Source organism: Mucilaginibacter lacusdianchii, assembly GCF_009770985.1.
Lineage (GTDB): Bacteria > Bacteroidota > Bacteroidia > Sphingobacteriales > Sphingobacteriaceae > Mucilaginibacter > Mucilaginibacter lacusdianchii.
In genome coordinates this window covers 415209-435978 of sequence record NZ_WSRW01000002.1, presented here as the reverse complement: position 1 = coordinate 435978, position 20770 = coordinate 415209, and the positions used below count along the sequence as shown (strand labels likewise).

Annotated in this window: 20 protein-coding genes and 1 pseudogene; 8 read left to right on the top strand and 13 right to left on the bottom strand. The window is 42.1% G+C overall.

The window, feature by feature from the left end:
* Complete coding sequence (locus tag GPM24_RS09035; RefSeq protein WP_158826438.1) at window positions 1-627, top strand: chloramphenicol acetyltransferase; 627 nt, start codon at window positions 1-3, stop codon at window positions 625-627.
* A 1-nt stretch (window position 628) separates the two neighbouring features.
* On the opposite strand, the gene GPM24_RS09030 is transcribed toward GPM24_RS09035, so the two are convergent.
* Complete coding sequence (locus GPM24_RS09030; RefSeq protein ID WP_158826437.1) at window positions 629-1390, bottom strand: DUF72 domain-containing protein; 762 nt, start codon at window positions 1388-1390, stop codon at window positions 629-631.
* A gap of 182 nt (window positions 1391-1572) precedes the next feature.
* On the opposite strand from GPM24_RS09030, the gene GPM24_RS09025 reads away from it, so the two are divergent.
* Together GPM24_RS09025 and GPM24_RS09020 are read left to right on the top strand one after the other, a co-directional pair.
* A complete protein-coding gene (locus GPM24_RS09025; RefSeq protein ID WP_158826436.1) occupies window positions 1573-2046 on the top strand; it encodes a VOC family protein in 474 nt (157 codons plus the stop codon).
* A gap of 176 nt (window positions 2047-2222) precedes the next feature.
* Window positions 2223-2366, top strand: a pseudogene (locus GPM24_RS09020) (DUF4142 domain-containing protein); the annotation flags it as partial.
* 110 nt (window positions 2367-2476) lie between these two features.
* Here GPM24_RS09020 and GPM24_RS09015 read toward each other — a convergent pair.
* The 5 genes from GPM24_RS09015 to ku all read right to left on the bottom strand — a co-directional run bounded on the left by GPM24_RS09015 (window position 2477) and on the right by ku (window position 7996).
* Window positions 2477-2974 (bottom strand): MOSC domain-containing protein, encoded by a 498-nt coding sequence (locus GPM24_RS09015; RefSeq protein ID WP_158826434.1) that lies wholly within the window; start codon window positions 2972-2974, stop codon window positions 2477-2479.
* Window positions 2975-2990: 16 nt separating this feature from the next.
* Window positions 2991-3377, bottom strand: a complete 387-nt coding sequence (locus GPM24_RS09010; RefSeq protein ID WP_158826433.1) for a DUF3037 domain-containing protein — start codon at window positions 3375-3377, stop codon at window positions 2991-2993.
* A complete protein-coding gene (locus GPM24_RS09005; protein ID WP_158826432.1) occupies window positions 3355-4149 on the bottom strand; it encodes a HipA family kinase in 795 nt (264 codons plus the stop codon). Before GPM24_RS09005 ends, GPM24_RS09010 begins: the two co-directional genes overlap by 23 nt.
* Before the next feature lie 556 nt (window positions 4150-4705).
* Window positions 4706-7222, bottom strand: coding sequence for a DNA ligase D (gene ligD / locus GPM24_RS09000; RefSeq protein WP_158826431.1), 2517 nt, complete (start codon window positions 7220-7222; stop codon window positions 4706-4708).
* Between the two features lie 3 nt (window positions 7223-7225).
* Window positions 7226-7996: a non-homologous end joining protein Ku gene (ku, locus tag GPM24_RS08995; protein WP_158826430.1), complete on the bottom strand. Its 771-nt coding sequence runs from the start codon at window positions 7994-7996 to the stop codon at window positions 7226-7228.
* 276 nt (window positions 7997-8272) lie between these two features.
* Between ku and GPM24_RS08990 the strand changes: the two genes are divergently transcribed.
* Window positions 8273-8671, top strand: a complete 399-nt coding sequence (locus tag GPM24_RS08990) for a hypothetical protein (RefSeq protein ID WP_158826429.1) — start codon at window positions 8273-8275, stop codon at window positions 8669-8671.
* Window positions 8672-8685: 14 nt separating this feature from the next.
* Here the strand turns inward: GPM24_RS08990 and GPM24_RS08985 are convergent, their stop codons facing one another.
* From GPM24_RS08985 to GPM24_RS08965, 5 genes are all read right to left on the bottom strand, one after another.
* Window positions 8686-9012, bottom strand: coding sequence for a hypothetical protein (locus GPM24_RS08985; RefSeq protein ID WP_158826428.1), 327 nt, complete (start codon window positions 9010-9012; stop codon window positions 8686-8688).
* A gap of 157 nt (window positions 9013-9169) precedes the next feature.
* On the bottom strand, window positions 9170-10819 hold the full coding sequence (locus tag GPM24_RS08980) for a pectate lyase family protein (RefSeq protein WP_233268768.1): 1650 nt from the start codon (window positions 10817-10819) through the stop codon (window positions 9170-9172).
* Between the two features lie 288 nt (window positions 10820-11107).
* Complete coding sequence (locus GPM24_RS08975) at window positions 11108-12697, bottom strand: M20/M25/M40 family metallo-hydrolase (RefSeq protein ID WP_158826427.1); 1590 nt, start codon at window positions 12695-12697, stop codon at window positions 11108-11110.
* Between the two features lie 242 nt (window positions 12698-12939).
* Window positions 12940-14178: a DEAD/DEAH box helicase gene (locus tag GPM24_RS08970; protein ID WP_199269717.1), complete on the bottom strand. Its 1239-nt coding sequence runs from the start codon at window positions 14176-14178 to the stop codon at window positions 12940-12942.
* Between the two features lie 134 nt (window positions 14179-14312).
* Window positions 14313-14690: a response regulator gene (locus tag GPM24_RS08965; RefSeq protein ID WP_158826426.1), complete on the bottom strand. Its 378-nt coding sequence runs from the start codon at window positions 14688-14690 to the stop codon at window positions 14313-14315.
* 163 nt (window positions 14691-14853) lie between these two features.
* Here GPM24_RS08965 and GPM24_RS08960 point away from each other — a divergent pair, with 163 nt between their 5' ends.
* Window positions 14854-15693 (top strand): YitT family protein, encoded by an 840-nt coding sequence (locus GPM24_RS08960; RefSeq protein ID WP_158826425.1) that lies wholly within the window; start codon window positions 14854-14856, stop codon window positions 15691-15693.
* A 120-nt stretch (window positions 15694-15813) separates the two neighbouring features.
* Here GPM24_RS08960 and GPM24_RS08955 read toward each other — a convergent pair whose 3' ends face one another.
* On the bottom strand, window positions 15814-16080 hold the full coding sequence (locus GPM24_RS08955) for a hypothetical protein (protein ID WP_158826424.1): 267 nt from the start codon (window positions 16078-16080) through the stop codon (window positions 15814-15816).
* Between the two features lie 304 nt (window positions 16081-16384).
* Between GPM24_RS08955 and GPM24_RS08950 the strand changes: the two genes are divergently transcribed.
* Window positions 16385-17500 (top strand): glycoside hydrolase family 43 protein, encoded by a 1116-nt coding sequence (locus tag GPM24_RS08950; protein WP_158826423.1) that lies wholly within the window; start codon window positions 16385-16387, stop codon window positions 17498-17500.
* Window positions 17501-17566: 66 nt separating this feature from the next.
* On the opposite strand, the gene GPM24_RS08945 is transcribed toward GPM24_RS08950, so the two are convergent.
* Window positions 17567-19273, bottom strand: coding sequence for an amino acid permease (locus GPM24_RS08945; RefSeq protein WP_158826422.1), 1707 nt, complete (start codon window positions 19271-19273; stop codon window positions 17567-17569).
* A gap of 76 nt (window positions 19274-19349) precedes the next feature.
* Here GPM24_RS08945 and GPM24_RS08940 point away from each other — a divergent pair, with 76 nt between their 5' ends.
* Entirely contained in the window at window positions 19350-20009 is a 660-nt protein-coding gene (locus GPM24_RS08940; RefSeq protein WP_158826421.1) for a phosphatase PAP2 family protein, read from the top strand.
* Between the two features lie 357 nt (window positions 20010-20366).
* Window positions 20367-20567, top strand: a complete 201-nt coding sequence (locus GPM24_RS08935; protein WP_158826420.1) for a hypothetical protein — start codon at window positions 20367-20369, stop codon at window positions 20565-20567.
* The last annotated feature ends 203 nt before the right edge of the window (window positions 20568-20770 follow it).

Genomic DNA, 20770 nt, shown 5'->3' with positions numbered 1-20770 from the left:
ATGAAACAGCAACTTAATATAGATACCTGGAACCGCAAGGCGCATTACGAACTTTTTAGCCAATTTGAAGAGCCATTTCATAGTGTGTGCGTTAATATTGATTGTACTGCAGCATACCGGTTTGCCAAAAGCAATAGCTTGTCTTTTTACCTCTACTATTTATACCAGTCGTTAGCCGCAGTTCAGCAAATAGAGCCGTTTAAGTACCGCATTGAGAACGGGAATGTTTACATATACGAAACCATCAATGCCAGCACCACCGTTGGGCGTGCTGATGGTACTTTTGGGTTTGGTTATTTTGATTTTCATCCAACGCTGCAAGCTTTTATGGATGAAGCCCAAAAACAAACTGAACTGGTACAAAGCTCAACCGGGCTGGTTTTATCAGACAGAACTGACTTCGTTCGATTTTCTGCATTGCCTTGGATTAATTTTACTTCATTATCACATGCCCGCATGTATGCTGCTCGAAGCAGCGAGCCGATGATTTCATTCGGTAAGATGACCGAGCAGAATGGTTTAAAATTGATGCCGCTGTCTATTCATGTGCATCACGGCTTGGTAGACGGTTTGCACGTTGGGCAGTATATCGATTGCTTCCAGCAATTAATGAATCAACAAGCCTGAATCAGATTTTTTCTTTTACAAACTTGTTTAAGGTCATAAGATTTTTGACTGCTTCGCCCATCGTGTTGTTGAAGTAGGCGTACACCGTTTTGCCGTCTTGCATCCACTCGTTGATATACTGCGCGTATTCATACAAAAAATCTTCGGTATAGCTGCCGCGGTAACCACCGTTAGGGCCATGAAAACGCAGATATATGAAATTAGCTTCGCCTATGCGTAATGGTGCTGCCGAGGCGGGTAAATCATGTATCACCATGGCCATGTTGTAATCGTCAAGCATGTCATAAACTTCGGGCTGATACCATGATTTGTGCCTGAACTCTACTGCTATCGGCCATTCGCCCGTAGTATCTGCCTGTTTTATTTCAGTTAATAAATGTTGTAGCTGTGGCCGGTTTAAAGTAGTGCTAGGTGGAAGCTGAACCAGCAAGCAGCCTTTTTTAACACCAGCGTAGCTAATTGTATGCATAAAACGGTGCACATCGGTAGCATTAAAATTAAGGCCGTTGTTATGAGTTATATCCTGCCATAGCTTAAAGGTAAACCTAAAACTATCGGTCACTTCAACAGCCCATTTGGCAACAGTTGATGCCATTGGCAACTTGTAAAAGGTGCTGTTAATTTCTACACTATTAAACAAAGAGCCATAATATGCTAACCTGCTTCTGTGCTGAAACTCGGACGGAAATGCAAGTTTGTTGGCTACGGGCAGTACTATATTACTTGTACCTGAAAAGAATGCGCTATCACTGTTTTCATTCATCAGGTAGTTAACACCATGATGGAAATCCTGTTTTAACTGACGGGAAAGTAGTTGCTGTATAGGAAATATGTGATTGTCGCAAGGTGCCCGATTATTGTCGCTTTTTTACCCTTGCCACAAGCTGGTTATGTTGTATGTTTGTGTGTAAACCAATTGATATACTGTAAACTAAATTAATCATCATGCAAAAGATTACCCCGTTTTTATGGTTTAATGACAATGCCGAAGAGGCTGTAAACTTTTATACTTCCGTTTTCAAAAATTCTAAAATCAACTCTATGGTACGCTATGGCCAAGGTGGGCCGGGGCCAGCCGGAACGGTTATGACGGCCAGCTTCGACTTGAATGGTCAAACATTTACAGCTTTAAATGGCGGACCACATTTCAAATTCACCGAGGCGGTATCTTTTGTAGTGCGTTGCCAAACGCAGGAAGAAGTAGATTATTACTGGGATAACTTATCGGAGGGTGGAGCACCCGGTCGATGTGGTTGGCTGAAAGATAAATTCGGCTTATCATGGCAAATTATACCCGATGAAATGAATGAATTGCTGCAAGATAAAGATCCTCAAAAAGCACAGCGCGTAATGGCAGCCATGATGCAAATGACGAAAATTGATGTAGCAATATTAAAGCAAGCTCGTAACCAAGCTTGAAGTTTAATCAGTATATATTTCTTTCTTAAAAAATAAGGCTAATTATTGATGTTGTTTAGCTAACAATTAATATCAGGATTTATGAAAAAATAATCGCTTATTTGACGGTGATGTGTGCTATAGCATGTTAGGCATTTTTCGCGCAATCAACTTCATGAAAGCCCAATGCGGCCACAACAGATTTTATTACTAATGCTACTTTAGCCAACATGGAAGAAATTGCTACTGGAAAGCTGGCAGGTGAAAAAGCCCAGAATGCCGAAGTGAAACGCTATGGCGAGCAAATGGTGGAACACCACGAAATGGCTAAGTTTATGTGAGCACCAAAAATATTGTTAAGGTGTTAAGGATATTTAAACCGTAAAAATTTGTTAAGCAAACGTTTACGGTTTAAATATCAAGTTAAAAGACTATGAGCCTCATAAAGGCATCATGCTTCGTTTATTTTAACTGAATCTCCAATGTTAATTATCCCACCTTGTAATATTCTTGCTGTGATACCACCATGTCCACGCATGGCATTGTAGCCGCCAGCGCCCAGGTTTTCTTCCATACGCGAACAAGGGTGACATTCGCCAGTGTATTCCAGCAGGGCATTACCCACCCAAAATGTTTTGTCTTTTAAAGCTAGTAGATTGATACCTTTTACCACAATATTGCGGCGCAACATATCTGGCATTACAGGCAGCTGCATAATTGAAGTCACCGTGTTAATATGCTCTTGCTGGATGAGGGTAATCTGCCTTTTGCTGGTAGCCGAACCGGAAAAATGATCGCCGGATAAACCTTTTAAAGTTAACGCTTCCACCGTTTGCAACGATGTTAATGGCGCTTTGCGTTGCGGGCGAATACCTATCCACTGTACGGTGCCTTGCTGTGGCAGGGTATCCAGTAATTTTTGTAGTGGCGATGATTTGGTAAGCTTCATTCAATAAGCGTTTTAATTAAAGTACCAGTTGCGCATGTAATTTGTTTAAGGTTTCCAAAGCTTCGCCTTTACATAAGCCAGGGTGTACTTTAGATGCCTGTACTACGGTACTGCGGGTTGCAGTGAGCCACCTGAAACGCGATGCGGCATCTAACTGCCCGATAGGGCCGCCAGCTTTGCCACCGCGACAAATCTTCTCAAACGACTGTATGTTGCCTTTCAGATCCTCCATATCCAATGTTTTAGACAACGCCTGAATACGGCTTTCTTCTAGATTGAATACACATTGCAAAAACTTTTGCTTAGGACAATACAGTATTACCCCAACATTTATAAACTCCTCGCGCTCTACCCTGGGTACAACGCGTACAACGGCATACTCAAATAAGTGCGGCTCTTGCATTTTGTGCTTCTTTAACAAATATTTCGGATGAGGCTACACGTAACTCCAAAAAACGTGCGTATACTTCTCGGCGTTCGGCGGCGGTTTCTTCCGTTGAACCGTCGCTCAGCCATTCATCCGGAACTAAGTTTACAACGGCCCGTATACGTTCGGAAGTTAAAATAGAACGGAATTCCGTATCTACATTTTCCAGCTCCGAAGCTAAAGGTAACAGTACATGGTCTTTAATGAGCGTAAATGGCCGCTGAGCCTGTTCTTCCCAATTGTGCCAGGAGTGATGAAAATATAAAGCTGCGCCATGGTCAATCAGCCATAGTTCTTTGTGCCACATCAGCATATTGGTATTGCGGGGTGTGCGGTCTACATTAGTAAGCAGGCAATCTAGCCATACAATTTGAGAGGCTAATTTGGCATCCAAGGTGGTCAGTACCGGATCGAATGTAATTGCACCAGAAAGATAATGCAACGCTAAGTTTAACCCTACGCTGGCTTTCAATAAGTCTTGAATTTCTTCATCCGGTTCGGAGCGACCGAAGGCGGTATCTAAGTTGGCAAATACCAGTTCGGGTATTCGAAAGCCCAAGGTGCGCGCTATTTCGCCGCCAATCAGTTCTGCAATAAGTGCCTTAACACCCTGACCTGCGCCACGGAATTTAAGAACATATAAGAATTCATCGTCCGCCTCGGCAATGGCTGGCAAAGAGCCGCCCTCGCGCAGCGGCGTTACGTAGCGCATCACGTTAACGGTTCGGAGTTGCGGGGTGTTGTTCATAAAGTAATGTTTGCAGCTTTAGGCTTTAAACAAAGCTGGGCGAAATTAGGTGTTTTTAGGGAGTTATAGGGGATTTAGTTTGGTTTGATTTATGAATGTTTGGATGCGCTTTTATTGTTTGGTTTTGTGCTTGTAGTTTCACTTAGGTAGTAGTTCTTAACTTCCTTCGTCTGCTCATTGCCGCAGGGGCTAGTTCTTTTGTCATAGCTACAAAAGAACCAAAAAAGCCTAGCTGTTGCGATCACCTCTCCGCCCGCAAGGCCATCGCTGGCCCGGGCGCAACAGCGGGCCTTTGCGCTTCTTTTTATTTTCCTTTCTATCCTTATTCTATTAAAGCACTGTCTTGAGTAAAAAGAAGGTGCGGCCGAGATGTTTATTCACTTTATTGCTTGCTTTTTGGTGGTGATCATGAGATCGCTCCACTTAGTTCTTTTTGGTTACTTTTTCTTTTCCGGCAAAGAAAAAGTAACATCCACAGGCTGTAGTCAAAGAAAATGCCTATCCTAATGAAACACAACAATAACACAGTGCACTAACCAAAAACAAAATCAATAACCTATTCCTTCATCCTTTCCAAAGCCTTTTTTAAATCCTGTTTATGTTTATGCAAATCTTTCCACGGGTCATCCACATGAACCAAACGGTCTTTCAATGTATGGATGGTATAGTTTGCTAAAGACAAGCTTCCATTCACTTCATCCCAATGCAGGGGCGTTGATACGGTGGCGCCAGGCTTTGGCCTAACGGAGTAGGGGGCGGCTATGGTTTGGCCACGCCGGTTTTGCAAAAAGTCAATATAGGTTTTGTTTTTGCGTTTGGCAGGGTTGCGTTCCACACTAGTGGTTTTGGGTAACTCATCGTAAATAAGATTGGCCACATACTCGGCAAACATTTTTACAAAGTCGTAATCAAACTTACCACCCAGATAACAGTATATGTGTAAGCCTTTAGACCCAGATGTTTTGATAAACACTTTTAACTTCATACGGTCAAAAATCTCCTTGGTTTTCAAGGCTACCTCAACTGCTTCGGTAAACGGCACGTCATGCGGGTCGATGTCTATCACCAAGTATTCCGGGTTTTCAGGTGTTTTGTAATTGCTGAGCCAAGGGTTAATTTCAATACAACCTAAATTCACCACATACAACAAAGTAGCTTCGTCACTACCAATGATGTAATTGATATCTTTATCGTTGCTTTCCGAATAAAGCTTTTGCGTTTTAACCCATTCCGGCAGGTGTGATTCGTCTACATCCTTCTGAAAAAAGCCTGGATCATCAATTCCATTCGGTTGGCGGCGCATAGAAATGGCCTTGTCTTTCATAAAGGGCAAAATGTACGGTGCTACGGCCCGGTAATAGGCCAGCAGTTCACCTTTGGTAATGCCTTCTTTTTTCCAAAAAAGCTTGTGCTGGTGCGTAAGTTTTACCTTTTTGCTACCGTAAGTTACCACTTCTTCATCCGCCATCTGACCGGTGTCGCCGGGGGTTTCTTTTAATACGTTTTCTGCTTCCTTATCCATACGTAAACCTTTAAAAACAGGATGTCGTAAGCTGCCATCGCCTGTCCATTCAGCATAAAATACTTCACATACCATTTCGGGTTTTACCCAAGTGATGGGACTGTGGTAATTCACCCGGTCTTTAAATGGTTTTAGGCCGGTCTCCAGCGGTTTTAGCTTTTCATGCAAATCTTTCAACGTTTCGGTGTCAAATCCTGTTCCACAGTTACCTACATACTTAATTTGATCGCCTTGATGAATACCTAGTATTAATGACCCTATGTATTGCCGCTTCCCTTTAGGCTCCGTATAACCACAAATGATGGCTTCTTGCGATGCTTGAATTTTGAATTTTAACCATCTATCTGACCGTCGCCCCGTTTCATATACGCTTTGACCGTCTTTGCCGATAATACCTTCCCAGCCTTCTTTTTGAGCACGCACTAACAATTCTGTTCCGTTGCCAGCGGAGTGGGTTACGTAGGCTATGGAAGTATCAGCCGAAAAAGTGTCTATCAGTGCTTTAAGGAGTTCTTTGCGTTTAAGCAAGGGCATGTCACGCAAGTCGTGTCCATCCAAACCAAGCAAATCAAAAACATAATAGCGTAGTGTTAGCCTATTTTTTTCAGTTGCATAATTTTGTAGGTTTTGAAAATCACTCTTTCCATGTTGGTCTTCCAGCACAATTTCACCATCTAAAATAGCATCACGTTCAATGCCCTTCAGATCCTTTAAAACCCGGTCATATTTATGGCCAAAGTCTAGTCCGTTTCTAGATGTTAACGCTGCTGCTTTACCGGTGTAGCCAATAGCCCGGTAGCCATCAAGTTTGGGTTCATATATCCAGTTGGGGTCATCAAAAACCTTTTCTTCCAGCTTAGCCAGCATAGGCTTTATGGCGCTATTGCCGTCTTCTTTTTCCGTTGCTGCAGATTTGCTTTTCTTAGCAGGCTTCTTATCAACATTCACTAACGGGTGTTTCGGTAATTTTTTCACCTCTCCCGATCTGTTGTTTTTCAGTACCTTGATGTTGTCAGGCACAAACGCTTCGCTGTCAAACTTGGTGGTTACCGCAAATTCGTCTTTATGCTTAATAAGCAGCCAGGCGTTGTCATCGCCATTGCTGTTATGCAGCTTTACAAGCGCAAATTCGCCCTGTAATATTTCGCCATGCAGCCTGAATTTTAAATTGCCCGAGTGCAGGCCCGCACGTAAGGTTTTCACATCTTCATCGCGCGACGAGGCCAACGATTCATAAGTGCCATGATCCCAGGTGATGACTACGCCGGCGCCGTATTCACCATTAGGAATAACGCCTTCAAAATACTGGTAATCATACGGGTGGTCTTCTACCATCATAGCCAGGCGCTTATCACCAGGGTTCATAGACGGCCCTTTCGGTACTGCCCAGCTTTTAAGTACCCCATCCAGTTCCAGCCTGAAATCATAATGCAAACGCGAGGCATGATGACGTTGCACTACAAACGTTAGGCCCTTGTTTTTGCTTTTACCGCCTTTAGGCTCTGATGTTTTTTTGAAATTGCGCTTGGCTTCATATTGTTCCAAACTCATGGGTTAAGCTCCTTTCCGGGTTTGCAAACTTTGCATCAATTGTTCGTATAAATCGGTGCTGGTGGTTTTTGCCACTTTCATTTTTTTAACTTTTGGATGTTTACCTTTCGCCTTGGCTCTGATAATCTTCATCAGTTCATTGGTATACTCATCTTTAAATTCCGACACATCAAAATGATCAGTGTATTGCTTGATGAGGGCTAAACCCATATCCAGCTCTTTTTTACTTACCGGTTCATCTGTCGGAAGTTTTAAATCATCCTCTGTACGCAGTTCCTGCGCAAAGCGGATACGTGTAATCACCAGCGCATTATCTACCGGGTGAACGATGCACAGGTTTTCGGTATTGCGCAACACAAAGCGGCCCAAACCTGCCTTGCCCGATTTTTTTAAAGCTTGCAACAGCAAGGCATATGCTTTGGCGTTTTTGCCATCCGGTTCGGCGTAGTAAGATGTTTCATAATACATGGGGTTCACTTCATCCGTTTCTACAAAGTGTTCAATGTTGATAAGCTTACTTTTTTCGGGACTCGCATCTGCAAAATCTTGTTCTTCCAGTACTACATAATCGTCGTCCATTTTATAGGCGCGTACAATTTTGTCGTACGGTACTTCTTTGTGCGTATGCTCATTTACACGTAAAAAGCGTATGCGCGAGTGGTCGCGTTCGTCAAGCATGTCCAGATCAAGTGAACTGCTTTGCACGGCCGAGTATAATTTAACTGGTATATTAACCAGTCCAAATCCAATGGACCCTTTCCAGATTGATCGCATGATGATATTGTTTTTAGATATAACCTCTGGTTTTAGAAATCGGTTTTACTTGGATAATGGCGATATAATTATATAATGCAATTTAAACAGGCTATTTTAAATAAATGACTGTAAAAATCTGATATATAATATATTGTGCAATGTTTAGTGCTGCTTTATTAACAGGTATGTTAATAACTTATTCACGTTTGTAGAAAAATACACGGCATAATTGTGGCACCCGGGCGTAGTTGTTGATGTGGTAACTATGTAAATTGCCATACAATACTTTGCCGCATGACCGAACTATTACAACAAATTCAGCAAGCTTTAAAAGATGTAGTGCTTGTTTATATACAAGCGCAAAAAGTAAACACCGAACCGGTTTATAATCAACGGGTATTTGGAGCCGAAACCAGTATTCGGGTAATTGCAAACAAAACCGTGCCTTACCTGATGTATGATGTAATGAAGCAATTGCAGTTATTAGAAGAAATAGAATTTGAGCAGCCTGAAGCTTCTGTGCATTATGTGATACAAATTATATCCAGCATAACCAATTTTGCGGAGATATGGGAACGCAGTCTAATTAAGCGAGGGGACTATCTGCCTGTAAAGGTAGCCTTGCAAAGTTTGTTCGACATGGCAAGCGACATTAAGAAACAATACAACACGTTAGGGCAAGCCCCCGAATAATTAAAGGAAATACATTAATACCTCCATAATTCGGGATGTTCGCGATAGTGGTTAATTTGCTCTATCAGTTGTTCAATTTCTTCACTCTCCAGCTCGTAACTGCCGTTTGATGTGTAAGTAAACATGCGTCCGGGAACTTCAAAGGTGATGAAGCCAAAGTAATCTGGGTTAGACGTATGCAAATCATGGTTTGTTTTTTTGCCAGGTATGTTTTCATCCTCCCTTTCATCTTTAAACAGATGATAAGTGTGGGTAATTACCGGATGGCCGTCAACATGGGCTTGGGTATCTGGAACCACTTTTACAATTTGTTCGCCGGTAGAAACATATATTGGGCTCATGGTAGTTGTAGTTATGTGTAGATTAAAATAATTTCATATTTTGAAAATTGTTTGATTGTGTGGGATTTATGTTATTGTTTTAAGAGGATGAATATTAAAAAGAAAAGCCCGCTCAAAAGCGGGCTTTTCTTTTTAATACAGATGTTATTTTAAACGCTTAGTTCTTGGCAGGCACTACTTTGTCAAGTGGTACTATACTGTTTAAGTAAACTTCGATATTGGTGTAGCCATTGCCACCTTTAGCCGGCATAACGGCATCTGCTGCATTACGAGGATTAAGACCATGCTTGGTTTCATAGGCATCGGGCATGCCGTCATTATCAGCATCTTTATAAGGTGTACCTTTGTATTCTGGATAACCACCAGCCTGGCTAGGGTCGGTTAGGATGCCTTGTTTGTACGAGTCATCTGGCAGGCGGTGCTTCAGGTATTGGCTGCCTTTGTTAGTGCCGGTACCTTCTACATATTCAATTTTACCTGTATTTACTTCCCTAACAATACGGGCATCAACCGCATCGCGTTTAGGCAAGATAGCACCCACATTGTTCAATACATATTTATATGCCTCATTAGCCGACAGCATTTTGATATCCGGCATAGGGAAGGGTTTATCAGAACGAATGCTATCTGTGTAGCGGCCGGCATCGGGCATGTCGCCAATTTGTATGCCGCCATCCCAGTTGTTTTTGGTTACTTTTTCGTTTCCTTCAACCACATTACCGCTAGCGTAAACACGGCCAAATAATGTGGATTTATCTTTTGCTCTTCCTGCTTCAGGTTTTAATATACGGTGACCGATAGGTTTATCCAGTGGCGTGATAGGGCCGGGTTTGTAGTAATTGTTGATGAAGTTGAATAATGACATATTATCGCCACCATCGGCACTGCGATTCCACCAGTTAAATACCACGTTGTTCATAAAATTAAAATCGCCATACATACCTACTGATGGGTTACGGCTGATATTGTTAGCCCATAAATTGCGCACAAACGCATTGTGTAAGCCACCAATAGTACTGCCAAAGGCATGGTTGTAGGTATCCAATGCTTCAGAAAAAATGGAGTTTTGGATAGTAACATTAACGGTAGGCATTTTTTCCTGCTTAGCGCCGTTACGATCGTACACATGGCGGTAAATGGACATGTTTTCGTCCAGTCCCCAGCTGGCTGATACGTGATCGATAATAATATTACCCACCGGATTGCCACCCAAACCGTCATCACGGCGGGCAACATCGGTTGCACCTCTGCGGAAGCGCATAAATCGCACCACCACATCATGCGTATTGATCCATACCGATTCGCCTGCTACACAAACACCGTCACCCGGAGCTGTTTGGCCCGCGATGGTAAGATATGGTGCCCGGATAATGATAGGGCTTTTTAGTTTTATGATACCAGCTACGTTAAACACAATAATACGCGCACCACCTTGCTCACAAGCCTCGCGCAAGGTGCCAGCGCCACGGTCGGCCAAGCTGGTTACCACAATTACACGGCCGCCACGGCCGCCAAAAGAATAAGCCCCGCCACCTTCTGCACCCGGAAAGGCTAAGATTTTAGCCTGTGGTAAATCTGATGGTTTTGCTGCCCAAGGTATAAAAGGCTTACCATTTTTTTCATCGCGCTGAATAATAGGTAAGGCTTTTTCCCAAGCTGCATCCGAACTGCGTTGCTCAACTGCCAAGGCAGAATCGGCCACGGCCTGAACGGCAGGAGGGATAACCGGATATTGTGCTCTGGCCGTATGGCATACAGCCATGCAGGCAGCCAAAGCCAGTGTACTCAATAAATATTTATTACTCATTTTAGGGATTAAGATATATAATTGGTTGTATAATCAACGCGTCGGTTAGTACATAGTACATTGCCAACTGCTTTGGTTCAGGCGCTAAATGCAGCCTGCCTAGCCAAATATCAAGTATGCGACACCATATATTTTATATGATTTTTTCAAGCTGTTATACAATCTTATCCATACCTGTCCCAGAAGCTCAAAAGGGTGTAACATCTTTGTGAAGGATAATATACATTACAGCAACAATGCCGGGTAGTGTTAGCTATCCGGCATCGTGATTTTATAATATTACAAAAATTAATTTAGTCCGCCTTTGCGGGTAGGTTTAGTTACCGCAGGCCATTTTTCCTGTTGGCCAGTTCGCGGATTAACCGGCATCACAATGCGTTCGCGAGAGGTTTTCGCCGGATCTTCGCTAGCCATGTATACCAGTATCGCGGTTAATATGGCATTATTGCGTACATCGTCAAATACAATTTTATCGTATGTATCGCGGTTGGTATGCCAAGTGTAGTTTCCGTAAGACCAACCCAGCGAGCTTAACGAAAATGCAGGTGCACCAGCCGCTACAAACGAGGCAAAGTCTGACCCGCCGCTGCCCGGCATGCCAGGAAACGAAGTTTGTATCTGATCACGAATGTTAGCCGGAACAGCTGACAGCCATCGGCCGATATAATCATAAGCATTTAAAAAGCCTTGGCCTGCAATATTTACCACACGGCCGGTACCATTATCTTGGTTAAATAGTGCTTGTATATTGTTTACAATTTCGGGGTGATCTTCCACAAATGCGCGTGAGCCATTCAAACCTTCTTCTTCGCTACCCCAGTGGCCAACCAAAATGGTGCGTTTAGGATTAGGGTAAATCTTTTTCAGGATGCGCATCGCTTCCATCATAGTAAGTGTGCCGGTACCATTATCAGTAGCGCCCGTGCCACCATCCCATGAATCGAAGTGGGCTGATAAAATCACATATTCATTTGGCTTTTCACTGCCTTTAATTTCAGCAATAGTGTTAAAGGTAGGTACTACGCCCAGTTCTTTCGATTCGGTATGTACACTGATTCGCGGCTTATTGCCTGATTCGGTTAGGCGGTAAAGCATACCGTAGTCTTCCAAAGCAACATCAACGGTTGGTACTTTTTTGGTGTAGGCGCTGAATATTTTATCGACCCCAAACCCGGCCGACCAGTTACTGGTAATGATGCCAGCAGCACCGGCGTTTTCTAGCGCAACTGGTAAGGTACGGGTAGTAAGACCGGTTTTAGCAATACGGCTGCGCCATGCATCGGTTTGTGCGGTGCGGGCGGCTTTCATTTTTTCGAATGATTCTTTGGTAGCAAACTCCTGCCAGTTATAATCGGGCCGGCCTGTAGGCTGGTTCATCGATATCATTACAAACTTACCTTTTACTGTTTGAAGCCATTGTTTAAAGGCTACTGAGTCGGCCAAGTCCGGTAAAATAACCAGTTCGGCAGTAACTGTTTTTTTACCCATGCTTGGGCTCCAGGCAAGCTGCGTACCCTCCAACGATTTTACGCGTGGGTATACCATGTCAATATGAGAAACACCACGTTCCCAGCCGCGCCATTCGCCCCACTTTTCATTGCGGGCGGTAATGCCCCAGCTTTGGTATTTGGCTACAGCCCAATCGTTAGCTTTTTTCATTTGAGGAGTACCCACTAAACGTGGGCCGATGCCGTCTATCAGTTCATGAGCCAATTTTTCGAGTTGGGAATTATCGTTGCCTTCTTTCACCATCTGATCAACTACCGGATTTGTAGTTTGTGCTTGTGCCAGACCAGAAGATAGGAGGAAAGCTACCAGCAATGCCTTTGAACCATATTTAAAAGGTTTAAAGGATGAGAGAGTAGAGTTAGATTTCATGAAGCCAAGATAACAAAATCAGTTGGATGCTGTGCCGGTGTTTAATTTACACGCAATTGTTACCGTTGTATTTGTGCTTACGAATGAGAAATTTATAGCTAAAGCAGTATGTTTCGGGATACCAACTACTAAAAAGCTTGCTTATGTTATATGCAATATTACTGGCGGCTGTCAATTTGCTTATGCCCATTATAAATCACATAGTTACAACATTGATACCGCCATATTTGCCAGTAATTATATTAATTCGCTTTTGATTGGCCTTGTGGTCTTGAACCTTTATTAGGGCGCTTTTTATTACCGGTCCAACGGCGTTTTTTATCGTTGGGGTTATGCGCTTTAAATACGGGCGCTTCACCTAGTTCGGGCGGCAGAACGCTTTCAGCAATTGGTTTATCAATCAGTTCTTCAATGTTTTTTAACTTACGCTGATCGCGTTCATTAATAAGCGTAATGGCCGTACCGGTTGTTGCTGCACGCGCGGTGCGGCCAATACGGTGAATATAATCTTCCGGGTCGGGTGGTGCATCGTAATTGATTACCAAGTCAATCCCCTCCACATCAATTCCACGCGACAAGGCATCGGTGCCAATAATAACCGGTAACTGCTTATTTTTAAACTCCAGCAAAATCTCTTCGCGTTCATTCTGTTTCATGTCCGAATGAAATGCTTTAGCATTTATTTGAGTAGATTTTAATTCTTTATACAGCGCTTTTACTTTTTCTTTAGTTGATGCGAAAATAATGGTGCTGGTATAAGGCCCGTTTTTAAGCAGGTGTACAATCAGCTTTGTTTTTTGCTCATCGTAAACTTTATATATCTGCTGGTTAATACCTTCGGCGGGCTGCGATATGGCGATATTTACCTGCTCCGGATCGTGCAATATAGATTTCGCCAGCTGACGGATTTTAGGCGGCATAGTAGCCGAAAATAACAGCGTCTGGCGCTTAGCAGGCAAATAGCTAATGATGCGCATGATGTCCTCTTGAAAGCCCATATCCAGCATCCGGTCGGCTTCATCCAACACCAGATATTTAAGTTGATTCAGTTTTAAAGCACCTGAGCTTAAAAATGCAATGAGACGGCCAGGGGTGGCAATCACAATATCAACCTTATTTTGTAAGCCACGTTTTTGATTTTCGTAAGCCATGCCGTCGCCACCGCCAAAAATGGCTACCGAGCTTATTTCAGTAAAGTAGGCCAAGCCTTCAACCTGCTGGTCAATTTGCTGAGCCAGTTCGCGGGTTGGGGCCAAAATAAGCGTACTGATTTGATGGTTGGGTGTAGGGCCTATAAGGTTTAATACCGGCAGTAAGTAAGATGCCGTTTTGCCTGTACCTGTTTGTGCACAAGCAATTATATCCTTTCCCTCCAATATTACTGGTATGGCCATTTGTTGAATTACAGTAGGGTTTTTATAACCCATGCTATCCAAACCTTCAGAAAGTTGCTCGTTAAAATTAAAGTCGTTAAAAGTCACAGTTGCTGTAAATAATGTTGCAATGTAAGCATTATTAGGTTAATAGTCAGATGTGTGGACATTTAACGAAATCGAGAGCGAGTTTAAGATAAATCATTTTGTAAAATCGTCTTACATGTAAAAGCAAAGCAATTTTACAAACTCATCCTGTTCAATAAAGTAAATACCTTCTCCTGTAAAATACTCATATCAAACGGCTTTTCCAGATAGTCGTCTGCGCCTGCTTCGCGGGCTTTATGCGCTACATCCATGCTGGCTGATAGAAACATTACCGGAATGTCTTTAGTAGATGCCTGCCGCTTTAACTGACGGCACACGGCCGATCCATCATGGCCCGGCATTTGTATATCCAGCAAAATCAAATCAGGTTGTGCCTTTATAGCCTGCAACACCGAGGTGCCGTCCTGAACATACAAAACTTCGTATCCTGATAAATTTAAAATGGCAGTGATGGATTCAAGTATAGCTTTATCATCATCTGCAACCAATATCGTTTTCGGCTTAGTATCCATACACAAATCTCCGCTCAAAAACTGCGCCTAATTGTTATCTTTACAACCAACCATTGGTTAAAATAAAGTTTATTTTGTAATTATTAGTTAAATGGCGACAAACCAAAAGATCAAGTGGAATTATTTGAAGATGTATATATCCTCACATTTCAAGCCTAGGTTGATGAGTTTAACACTGGTTGTTTTGGGTATATTATCTGCAGGGATGGGTTTAAAAGGTTTTTTATTGTCCAGCCATTTTATTGACGGTGGGGTAACCGGTATATCTATGTTAATTGCAGATATTACAAACTGGCCTATATCTATATTGATCTTTGTAATTAACTTACCTTTTCTGGTATTAGGATACCGTCGTATTGGAATACCTTTCGCCATAAAAAGTGCTATGGCTATTGCCGGACTTTCACTTTGTGTAGCCTTTGTTCACTTTCCTGACGTTACACATGATAAACTGCTTACTGCTGTATTTGGCGGCTTTTTTATTGGCGTAGGTATTGGGCTTACTATGCGCGGTGGTGCGGTGCTTGACGGTACAGAAATTGCGGCTTTAGTAGTAAGCAAGCAAAGCCACCTGCTTAAGGTGAGTGATATTATACTGCTTTTAAATGTTGTGATATTTTCACTAGCTGCTTATTTTTTAGGGATTGAGTCGGCCATGTATTCTATCCTGACTTATCTGGCTGCTTCTAAAATGATTGATTTTATTTTGAATGGTATTGAGCAATACACCGGCATCACAATCATATCTTTAAAAAGCGAAACTATCCGCAAAATTATAACCCATAAACTTGGTCGTGGGGTAACAATTTACAATGGCAAAAGTGGTTATGGTAAAGATGGACAGGTAAACGATCCGCGTGATATTGTTTTCACTGTAGTTACCAGATTAGAAATTCCGGTATTGAAGCAAGAAATATTGAAAGCCGACCCATCGGCATTTATTATACAACAAAGTATTGACGATACCACCGGTGGCTTGTTGAAACGAAAAGCATTGCATTAAGCTAACTGATATCTAAAGCTAATCTCATAAGCATGCCTACAGGCAACGTCAATCTACATTATAAACAACAAAGGCCAGTTCATTAAACTGGCCTTTGTTGTTTATGGGGCTTAACACTTACTAAGCAAGGTTAAATGCGATGCAGAAAGCATCGCTGCATTCTTCCAGGATATTAGCATCTAAATCTGGGTTATAACGCAATTTGGGTACAAGGGTACTTAAATCCAGATTGCAATCCACATAATCACGCGCCAGTGTAGCGGGTGTGTTGGTGCTTTCTCGTTGGTTAAACCAATGCAGGTATTTTTCTTGAATAGCCTGCAGGTATTCATAAAAAGTTTGTCGCTTCGCTAAATAAGAGCTCAGCAAATTAGGTTCATTTATCATTTAGTTTAGTAATTAGGCAATTTTGGTTTTATACGTATCTTCTATTCCTAAAGGTGTATGCTTTAGAAATAAAAAGAAATATATAAGGCGAGAAAAGTTTAGGTTTTGGAAAAAGATGTGTCCCTGTTCGTAAAAATAATTAACGCCTTTTATAACGTCAATAGTTTTTTAAAAAAAATCAAAACAAATTTAATATGCAGCTAACAGATAAAATTTTTTAATGACAGGCCTAAAAGTAAGTACAAATGCAAAAAAAGTTGTTTCTTTATGCAACCGATTGCAAAACTAAAACTAACAAGCTTATATGTTTAAAATTAACCAATTACCTATTATTGTTGTGCTGGGCGTTTCAGCTTTTGCTGTTGCTTGCCAAAGTAACAGCGCCAAAAATGGGCAAGCTGCAGATAGCAACGCTGCAAAATCCGATACGACGGCTCAGTCGAAATTTATTTCCAAACCATTGGTAAGCCACATTTATACGGCCGATCCGTCAGCTCATGTGTTTAATGGCAAAATTTATATTTACCCATCGCATGATATAGATGCGGGCATTCCTGAGAACGACAACGGCGACCATTTTGCCATGCGCGATTACCATATTTTGTCTATGGATAGCATTGGTGGTCCGGTTAAAGACAATGGCGTAGCGCTGGATGTTAAGGATATCCCTTGGGCTGGCCGCCAACTTTGGGCGCCGGATGCTGCTTACGATAATGGAACTTATTATCTGTATTTCCCTATAAAAGATAAGCAAGATGTTTTTCATATCGGCGTAGCCACCAGCAAATCGCCGGTTGGTCCGTTTAAGGCACAGCCTGAGCCAATGAAAGGCAGCTTTTCGATTGATCCATGCGTATTTAAAGATACCGATGGTAGCTATTACATGTATTTCGGTGGCATTTGGGGTGGCCAATTACAGCGCTGGGCCAAAGGTGTTTACGAAAAGGATGGTTCAAAAACTGATTTAGGTAAGGGTGATGAACCGGCGTTAACCGCCAAAGTAGTAAAGCTGAGCAAAAACATGCTTGAGTTCAGTGAAAAGCCGAAAGATGCCGTTATTATGGATGAAAACGGAAAACCCATGTTGACTAAAGATCATGATCGTCGCTTTTTTGAAGGATCATGGATGTATAAATATAACGGCAAATATTATTTTACTTACTCAACCGGCGATACGCATAATCTGTGTTATGCCATTGGCGATAGCCCGTATGGGCCTTTTACTTACAAAGGCGTTATCTTAAAACCGGTACAGGGTTGGACAACACACCATTCTATTGCGGAGATTAAAGGCAAGTGGTATTTATTCTACCATGATACCGAACTTTCAGGCAAAACTTGGTTGCGTAATGTAAAAGTAACCGAGTTGAAGTATAACCCGGACGGTACCATCATTACCATTGATGAGTTTAAAAAGTAAAAGCCTATAAACAAAAAGTGCTGCTAGTAATAACTGGCAGCACTTTTTATTTATAGTGATTAACTGTTATGCTAATGGCGACTGTCCTTTTCCTAAACGACTGTTTTTATAACCGTAAGAGAAGTAAATAACCAAGCCAATAACTAGCCAGGCCAGGAAACGAATCCAGTTGGTATACCCTAATTCTGTCATCAAATAAAAACAGCTAAGTAAACCGAGTACGGGAATCAACGATAAATTTTTAGTAAATGCTAAAAATGTTAAGCCTGCTGATAGTATGATGAATAAGATATAGGGAAAATTGTGATGTCTGTTTTCACCAGAAAATAAGCCTAACATCGGTTTCCAGAAAACTACTACGCCAACAATAAATATTACCGGTGCAATCCATTTAGCGTTAATGTATGGAATCTGAAATTTGCCTTTTATAGCCTCTTCTCTTGGTAATAATAAAACGCCGCCGCAAACCAGCACAAAGGCAAATAGTGTGCCTATACTGGTTAAATCGGTAACCTCTGTGAGGTTCATAAACAGGGCAGGTATAGCCACCACAAAACCTGTAACAATAGTGGCAAATGAAGGGGTGCTGTATTTAGGATGAATACGTGAAAATGCTCTTGGCAGCAAACCATCCCGACTCATGCTCATCCAAATGCGTGGCTGACCTAATTGAAATATCAATAATACACTGGCCGTTGCAATTACAGCGCTTATTGAAATCACATAGCTGATTTTATTTAAGCCGACTTTAGCAAATACAAAAGCCAATGGGTCGCCCACTTGTAAGTCTTTATAGCTCACCATACCGGTAAGTACCAGTGCAATTAAAACGTAAAGCACGGTGCAAATGATGAGCGAGTAAATCATACCCTTGGGTAAATCGCGTTGCGGGTTTTCGCATTCTTCTGCAGTGGTAGATATAGCATCAAAACCTATATAAGCAAAAAATACGCCCGATACGCCTTTCATCACACCACCAAAGCCATTGGGCATAAATGGATGCCAATTGGCAGGGGTTATATAAAAAAAGCCTAATACAATTACAGCTATTACCACCCCAATTTTAAGTAGCACCATGGCATTGGTCACTTTTTTGGTTTCGCGAATGCCAATGTAAACCAGATAGGTGATGATTACTACAATAAGCAGTGCAGGTATGTTGGCAATTATTTTAAAATTGCCCGAACCTGGTGCTGTAGCCCATGCCTGGGCACCGGCTTTAATGCTATCTGTTATTTCTGTTAATTTGCCAGCTGTAGTTAGTTCTTGTAACTTACTGTGCGCTTTAAAAGCAGAAAAGTAGTCCATTGTTAGGTACGCAGGCACATGGATATGAAAGCCTTCCAGTAGATTGATGAAATACTGACTCCAGGATATGGCTACGGCGATATTACCAATAGCGTATTCCATCAACAAATCCCAGCCGATAATCCAGGCAATCAGTTCGCCAAAAGATGCATAGGCGTAGGTATAGGCGCTGCCTGCAACCGGTATACGAGAGGCAAATTCTGCATAGCACATGGCCGAAAAGCCGCACGTGATGGCGGTAAGCACAAATAAGATAGTTACTCCCGGGCCGCCGTTAAAAGAAGCTTCGCCAATGGTTGAAAATATACCCGCGCCTACTACGGCCGCTATACCCATTAGTGTTAAATCTTTAACCTTAAGTGCTTTTTGAAGATGATTACCGGAGTGTTCGCTATCGCTGAAACCGCTTTGTACGTCAGCTAAAATCTTGTCTAATGATTTTCGGCGAAATATACTATTCGACATGAAGTTTAATCAATTACCAAGCATCAAACATACCAAATTTTTGAAGGGATTGCGCATAATATGTTTAATTTGTAGCATGAACACGCGTATTACTGATGTATTGCACCAGATAAGGTTGTTTTTTGTGCCTTACCTGATGGTTTTGATTTGCTGCCTGGTTATAAAGTTGACTTATACCCGCGAAGAGATATATTTTTCGGTTAACAAGCTTCATGATTTATGGGCCGATGTGTTTTTTACTTACCTAACCGATTTAGGTGCCTGGATGATGGTGACCACCTTATCCGTAATATTTTTAATGTTCAGTTACCGCAAAACACTATTATTGGTAAGTAGCTTTGCCTTTACCGGTATATTGGTGCAAATTGCAAAAAACATTTTCCACGCTCCAAGGCCCAAAGTATATTTTGCCAGCCAGCTGAACAAAATTTACTTTGTTCAAGGCATTCATATAAACACGACAAACAGTTTCCCGTCGGGCCATACGGTTACGGCTTTTACCGCGGCGGTAATTTTATCTTATCTGGCTATCAACAAACGGCTTGGATTTATTTATTTGCTGATAGCGATGTCTGTGGCCTACTCGCGAATGTATTTGAGCCAGCACTTCTTTGAGGATGTGACAGCCGGTTCTATAATCGGTACGATAGGCACTATCATTTGGATTACCTGGTTGGATGGCCGGCCCTTTATGAAATCGGAAAAGTGGAATAGGGGATTGCTGAGGCGGAAATAAGATTATGGCGCCAGGTTCTATGATCCGGTGATAGCCAGGCGGACAAGTGTTGATCCATTGGCAGAGAAAGGTAGAAGGTAGTCGCCGTATGTTTACGGATTCAATGATCCCATTAGGGTGGTTGACCCCGATGGCATGTGGCCTTGGTCTTCTAGGGGTGACTTAAAAAAAGCATATAATTCAACAGTGGCTTCTGTCTCCAAAAGTTACGACCAGATTGTTGCGTAGGCTAAACACGCGTACAATAGAATCTCGGATGCTGTTTCAAAAGCGGGTCATGCAACGCAAATATGGACAGTAGAGCATAAGGAAACACTTCTATCTGTAGCAAAGAATCTACAAGATCCTGGTGATAAAATGGCAGTGACTGGAGCAGCGGCAGCGGTTGTTGGTGCTCCTGTAGTAGGCGTGGGTGCAGCTCCTGAAGCGACTTTAGCAACGGTGGGTGAATATACTTCTTTGGCTGGTACTGCGTTAGAAGTTTCGGTTGAATTTGTTGCGGGAAGCAATAAGAATGCAAAAATAACAGTTGGCAATGAACTGCTTATGGCGTTGTAGGATATTTAGGGGGGTAAGGCAGTTGATCAATTGATCCAGGTCTGAATCCTAACGTTTCTAAAGAGATTAGAGAAGCAACTAAGCAAGTTGTGGCCTATTCGAAAGTAAAGTTGTCAAACCTTAGACTAACAAGGTTTTAAATAAGTATAAAGAACAAGACAAAAAATAAAAGAGATGAACTGGATGCATTTGTTACTTGGTAT